Genomic DNA, 7,391 nt, shown 5'->3' on the forward strand with positions numbered 1-7,391 from the left:
CCGATGGTGAACGACGACAAGCTGAGGGACTACCTCAAGCGCGTGACGGCGGACCTGCACCGCACCCGCCGACGCCTGACCGAAGCGGAGGAAGCGGGCCGCGAACCCATCGCGGTCGTCGCGATGAGCTGCCGCTACCCCGGCGGCGTACGGTCCCCCGAGGACCTCTGGCGCCTGGTCACGGACGGGACCGACGCCATCACCGGATTCCCCCGTGACCGGGGCTGGGACCTCGACCACCTGGACGACCCGGAACGCCTGCGCGAGGGCACCAGCCACACCGCCCTGGGCGGCTTCCTCGATGACGTCGGCCACTTCGACCCCGGGTTCTTCGGCATCTCCCCGCGCGAAGCACTCGCGATGGACCCGCAGCAGCGGCTCCTCCTGGAGACCACCTGGGAAGCGTTCGAACGGGCCGGCATCGACCCCGCGACCCTGCGCGGCAGCAGGACCGGCGTCTTCGCCGGAGTGATGTACCAGGACTACGCGGTACGGCTGCGCCAGGTCCCCGACGACGTGGCCGGGTACGTCGGCAGCGGCAGCTCCGACAGCGTCGCCTCGGGCCGCGTCGCCTACACCTTCGGCCTGGAGGGCCCGGCGGTCAGCGTCGACACCGCCTGTTCCTCCTCGCTGGTCGCCATCCACCTCGCCGCCCAGGCCCTGCGATCCGGCGACTGCACCCTGGCCCTGGCCGGGGGCGCGATGGTCATGTCGACACCCGTCCCGTTCGTGGAGATGAGCCGCCAGGGCGGCCTGGCCCGGGACGGCCGCTGCAAGTCCTTCGCCGCCTCCGCCGACGGCACCGGCTGGGGCGAGGGCGTCGGCATGCTCCTGCTGGAGCGCCTCTCCGACGCCCGGCGCAACGGCCACCCGGTCCTCGCCCTGATCCGTGGCACCGCCGTCAACCAGGACGGCGCCAGCAGCAGGCTCACCGCCCCCAACGGCCCCGCCCAGCAGCGCGTCATCCGCCACTCCCTGGCCAACGCGGGACTCACCCCCGCCGACGTGGACGTGGTCGAGGCGCACGGCACCGGCACCCCGCTGGGCGACCCGATCGAGGCCCAGGCCCTGCTGGCCACCTACGGGCAGGACCGCGCGGACGGCCAGCCGCTGCTCCTCGGCTCGCTCAAGTCCAACATCGGGCACACCCAGGCGGCGGCCGGAGTCGGCGGCGTCATCAAGACCGTCCTCGCCCTGCGGCACGGCACCGTCCCGCCCACCCTGCACGCGCAGGACCCCTCCCCGCAGATCGACTGGACGGCGGGCGCGGTACGCCTGGTCACCGCGAACACCCCCTGGCCCGAGACCGGACGGCCGCGCCGGGCGGCGGTCTCCTCGTTCGGCGTCAGCGGTACCAACGGACATGTCGTCCTGGAGCAGGCGGAGGAAGAACGGGCGGACGGAGAACGGGCGGACGCCCCCGGAGTCCCCGCCGAGCACGGAGAACCGGACGCCCAGGGCAGCTCCGACGCCCCCGTCGGCCAGGACACGGCCCGGCACACCCCGGCCCCGTACGGCACACCGCCACCCGTCTTCCCCTGGGTGCTCTCCGGACGCACCGCCGAAGCGCTGCGCGCCCAGGCCGAACGGCTCCGCGACCACCTCGACGCGCACCCCGGACCCGGCCCGGCCGAGGTCGGCCACGCCCTCGCCACGACCCGCGCCGCGCACGAGCACCGGGCGGTCCTGATCGGGGCACACCCCGACGAGTTCCGGGACGGCCTCGACGCCCTGGCGGCCGGACGTACCGTCCCCGGCCTGGTCGGCGGCGTTGCCGGAACCGGCGGACAGGTCGCCCTCGTCTTCCCCGGGCAGGGGTCCCAATGGGCCGGCATGGCCGTCGAACTCCTCGACTCCGCCCCCGCCTTCGCCGCCCGCTTCGCGGAGTGCGAGGCTGCCCTGGCCCCCTACGTCGACTGGTCCCTGGAAGCCGTCCTGCGCGGCGCCCCCGGCACCCCGCCGGGCGAACGCGTCGACGTGGTGCAGCCGGTGCTCTGGGCCGTCATGGTCTCCCTCGCCGAACTGTGGCGCTCCCACGGCATCACCCCCGGCGCCGTCATCGGCCACTCCCAGGGCGAGATCGCCGCCGCGTGCGTCGCCGAAGCCCTCTCCCTGGACGACGCCGCTCGGATTGTCGCCCTGCGCAGCCGGGCCATCCGCGCCCTGGCCGGACGCGGCGGCATGGCCTCGGTGGCCCTGCCCGCCGAACAGGTCACCGAACACCTCGCCTCTTGGGAGGGCCGGCTCTCCGTCGCCGCCGTCAACGGACCCGCCTCCACCGTCGTCTCCGGCGACACCGACGCGCTCGACGCCTTCCTCGACTGGACGGCGGCCCTGGACATCCGCAGCCGGCGCATCCCTGTCGACTACGCCTCGCACAGCGCCCACGTCGAGGACATCCGTACGGAACTGCTCACCCAACTGGACGGGGTGACCCCGCGTCCGTCCGCCGTCCCCTTCTACTCCACGGTCGACGGCGCCCTGCTGGAGGACACCTCCGTCCTCGACGCCGACTACTGGTACCGGAACCTGCGCGGCACCGTCCGCTTCGAACAGGCCACGCGCGCCCTGCTCGCGGACGGCTACCAGGTCCTCCTGGAGAGCAGCCCCCACCCGGTCCTCACCGTCGGGATGCTGGAGACCGTCGAGGACGCGGGCGCCGACGCCACCGCCCTGGGCACCCTGCGCCGCGACGACGGCGGCCCGCGCCGGTTCACCGAGTCCCTGGCCGAACTCCATCTGCGCGGAGTCTCCCCGGACTGGGACACCGTCTTCGCCGGCCGCCGCCCCGGACGGGTGGAACTGCCCACCTACGCCTTCCAGCGCGCCCCGTACTGGCTGGAGGACGGCGCCGCACCCACCGCCGACGTCACCTCCGCCGGACTGACCCCCGCCGGCCATCCTCTGCTGGGCGCCGTCGTGCTCCTCGCCGACAGCGACGGCCTGCTCCTCACCGGCCGACTGTCGGCCCGCACCCATCCGTGGCTCACCGACCACGCCGTCGGCGGCCGGGCACTCCTCCCGGGCACCGCCTTCCTGGAACTCGCACTCCAGGCCGGAGCCCGCGTCGGCTGCCCCCGGGTCGAGGAGTTCACCCTTGAGGCCCCCCTGGTGCTGCCCGAGCACGGCGGCACCGTACTGCGCCTCACCGTGGGCGCTCCCGACTCCCTGGGCCACCGCCCGCTCAGCCTGCACTCCCGGCCGGACACCACCGCCGACGGAGACTTCGACGACGAGTGGACCCGGCACGCCGAAGGCGTCCTGGCCCAGGACGGCGCCGAAGCCACCGGGGCCGGCGGGCCGATGCCATGGCCGCCGCCCGGCGCCGAACCCCTCGACCTCGACGGGCTGTACGACCGCTTCGCGGCGGGCGGATTCGCCTACGGTCCCGCCTTCCAGGGCCTGCGCGCGGCCTGGCGGCGCGGCGACGAACTGTTCGCGGAGGCCACCGTGACCGCCCCCGACGCCGACCGCTTCGGCCTCCACCCGGCCCTGCTGGACGCGGCCCTGCACGCCACCGGCGTGCCCGGCGCCCCCGGCGCGGACGCCCACCCCGGGGGACGGCTGCCGTTCTCCTGGAACGGTGTCACCCTGCACGCCACCGGCGCCGGGGTGATCCGCGTCCGGCTCGCCCCGGCCGGACCCGACGCGGTGACGCTCGCCGTCGCCGACGCGACCGGTGCCCCCGTGGCGACCGTCGACGCGCTGGTCCTGCGGCCCGCCGGAACGCTCGCCCTCGGCGCCGACCGAGCGTCTCAAGGCCGCCGCCACCAGGACCTCTACGCCACGGAATGGGTCACCGCACCCCCGCGCGCCGGCGGCGCACCCGTCCACCGCACCGCAGACCTGGCCACACTGCAGGCCGCCGTCAACGCCGGAGCCCCGGTGCCCGGAACGGTCCTGCTCGTCTGTGGGGAGCCGGACGCGGCCGGACCGGCCGCCGCGGTCCGCGCGGCCGTCCACCAGGCCCTCACCGACGTACAGACCTGGCTCGCCGACGACCGCTTGGCGGGCGCGCGCCTGGTGTTCGCCACCCGGGGCGCGGTCAGCGCCGGGGAAGCCGGGGAAGGGGAGGACGTACGCAACCCCGCGCACAGCGCGCTCTGGGGGCTGGTCCGTTCGGCCCGCTCCGAACACCCCGGGCGCTTCGCCCTGCTCGACCTCGACCCCGACGACGAACACGGCACCTTCCCGGGCGTCGCCGCCGCCCTAGCCTCGGGGGAACCGGAGTCCGCGGTGCGCGGCGGCGACGTCCGCGTACCCCGGCTGGTCCGGGTCCTCAAGAACGCCCCGGACCCCTCGGACGACGCGGCCGGGCCCCTCCCGTCTTTCGACCCGGACGGTACGGTCCTGATCACCGGCGGTACCGGCCTACTCGGCTCCCACATCGCCCGCCGCCTGGTCACCGCGCACGGCGTCCGGTACCTGCTGCTGCTCTCCCGCAGCGGCCCGGCCGCCGCCGGAGCGGAGGAACTCCGTTCCGAACTAGCCGAGTTGGGTGCCGAGACCGCCGTCGTCGCCTGCGACGCCGCTGACCGGGACGCCTTGGCCGCCGTACTCGCGGACCTCCCGCCCGCCCACCCGCTGACCGCCGTGATCCACACGGCGGGCACCCTCGACGACGGCGTCGTCACCGCGCTCACGCCCGAACGCGTGGACGCCGTCCTGCGCCCCAAGGCCGAGGCCGCCCTCCACCTGCACGAACTGACCCGCGACCTCGACCTCACCCACTTCGTACTCTTCTCCTCGGCCGCGGGCACCTTCGGCGGCCCCGGACAGGCCAACTACGCCGCCGCCAACGCCTTCCTCGACGCCCTCGCCGTCCGGCGCCGGACGGCGGGACTGGCGGGCCAGTCGCTGGCCTGGACCCTGTGGGAGCAGCCCAGCGCCCTCACCGGACACCTGGACGAGGACGACGTACGCCGCCTTGCCCGGTCCGGGATGCCGCCGCTCTCCACCGAGCGGGGACTCGCGCTATTCGACACCGCGCTCACCGTGGACCGGGCCGCCCTGGTCCCGATGCGCCTCGACAGCGCCGCCCTGCGGTCTGCGGCCACGGCCGAAACCCTGCCACCGCTGCTGCGCGGCCTGGCGCGCACCCCGCCGCGCCGGGCCGCCGCGGGCGCGGAGGCGGCGGCCGACGACAACGCCCTGCGTCACCGCCTCGCGGCCCTCGACGCGGGCGGACGGACCCGGCTGCTCGTCGAACTCGTCCGCACCCACGCGGCAGCCGTCCTCGGCCACCCCGCCCCGGACACCCTCGACCCCGGACGTGCCTTCCGCGAACTGGGATTCGACTCGCTGGCCTCGGTGGAACTGCGCAACCGCCTCAACACCGCCACCGGCCTGCGCCTCCCCGCAGGCCTGGTGTTCGACCACCCGACCCCGGCGGCGCTCGCTGCCTTCCTGGGCGCCGGACTCAGGGCCCCGAATGCCGCCACGACAACGGCCTACACACCCTCCGTACCCGCGCGGCCGGCCGACCGGAACCGGGACGCGGACGACGACCGGATCGCGATCGTCTCCGTGGCCTGCCGTCTCCCCGGCGGTGTCCGTTCCCCCGAGGACCTGTGGCGGATGCTGGACGAGGGCCGCGACGGCATCTCCGGGTTCCCCACCGACCGGGGCTGGAGCCTGGACACGCTCTACGACCCCGATCCCGACCGCACCGGCACCTCCTACACCCGCCACGGCGGCTTCCTCCACGACGCGGCCGACTTCGACGCGGAGTTCTTCGGCATCTCCCCGCGCGAGGCCCTGGCCATGGACCCGCAGCAGCGGCTGCTCCTGGAGACCACCTGGGAACTCTTCGAGCGCGCGGCCATCGACCCGTCCACCCTGCGCGGCGCCCCGGTCGGCACGTACGTCGGCCTGATGCAGCAGGACTACGCAGCCCGGCTGCTGCCCTACATCCCCGAGGACGTCGAAGGATTCCTCGGCACCGGAAACTCGGGAAGCATCGTCTCCGGACGCCTGGCCTACTTCTTCGGCCTGGAAGGCCCCGCCGTCACGGTGGACACGGCGTGCTCGTCGTCGCTGGTGGCCCTGCATCTCGCGGTACGGGCGCTGCGCTCGGGCGAGTGCTCCTTCGCCCTGGCCGGCGGTGTCAACGTGATGTGCAGCCCCGAACTCTTCGTCGAGTTCAGCCGACAGGGCGGGCTCGCCCCGGACGGCCGCTGCAAGTCCTTCGCGGCGGCAGCCGACGGGACCGCCTTCGGGGAGGGCGTGGGGATGCTGCTGGTGGAGCGGTTGTCGGACGCGCGGCGTCATGGGCATCCGGTGCTGGCGGTGGTAAGGGGTTCGGCCACGAACCAGGACGGTGCGAGCAATGGTCTGACGGCGCCGAACGGTCCGTCGCAGCAGCGGGTGATCCGGGCGGCACTGGCGGACGCGGGGCTGACGGCGTCGGATGTGGATGTGGTGGAGGCGCACGGGACGGGGACCCGGTTGGGTGATCCGATCGAGGCACAGGCGCTGCTGGCGACGTACGGGCAGGACCGGCCGGTGGACCGTCCCGTCTGGATCGGGTCGCTGAAGTCCAACATCGGACACGCCTCGGCAGCCGCAGGTGTGGCAGGGGTCATCAAGTCGGTACTCGCCCTGCGGCACGGGGTGATGCCCAAGACGCTGTACGTGGACGGTCCGACGCCTGAGGTGGACTGGTCGGCGGGGGCCGGACAGTTGCTGACCGAGGCCCGTACGTGGGACGAAACGGGCAGTCCGCGCCGCGCGGGTGTCTCCTCCTTCGGCGTCAGTGGCACCAACGCCCACGTCATCCTCGAACAGGCCCCGGCCGACCCGAAACCTGCCGCAGACCAGCTCATCGACGGGTCCGGGACACCGGAGACCGTACCCGCCGCCGTCCCCCTGCTCCTCTCGGCCCGCACTCCGGAAGCACTGCGCGCCCAGGCCGCGGCTCTGTCGGCCCGGCTCACGGACGGGTCGGGCGTCCGCGCGGCGGACGTGGCCTTCTCCCTGGCCACGGGCCGCAGTGCGCTGGGACACCGCGTGGCGCTGGTGGGCACGGAGGAGAACCTCGCCGAGCACCTCACCGCGCTGTCACAGGGGGCTGCGGTGTCCGGCGGAGGGCTGGTTTCCGGCCGTTCGGTGCTGGTTTTCCCGGGTCAGGGGTCGCAGTGGGTGGGGATGGCTGCGGAGTTGTTGGGGGAGTCGGAGGCCTTCGCGGGGCGGATGGGTGAGTGTGAGCGGGCTCTGGGGCCTTATGTGGATTGGTCGTTGGCGGAGGCGTTGGGTTCGGAGCGGTTGTTGGCGCGGGTTGATGTGGTGCAGCCGGTGTTGTGGGCGGTGATGGTGTCGCTGGCGGAGGTGTGGCGGTCGTTCGGTGTCGCCGTGGACGGCGTGGTGGGTCATTCGCAGGGTGAGGTGGCCGC

The 7,391-nt window shown here is 74.3% G+C and carries 1 protein-coding gene; it reads left to right on the forward strand.

What is annotated here, in order from left to right:
• Positions 1–3: 3 nt before the first annotated feature.
• Positions 4–7,391: type I polyketide synthase (locus tag D581_RS0135660; protein WP_018961896.1), on the forward strand; the 7,388-nt coding region annotated here is incomplete at its 3' end.

The organism is Streptomyces sp. CNB091 (assembly GCF_000377965.1).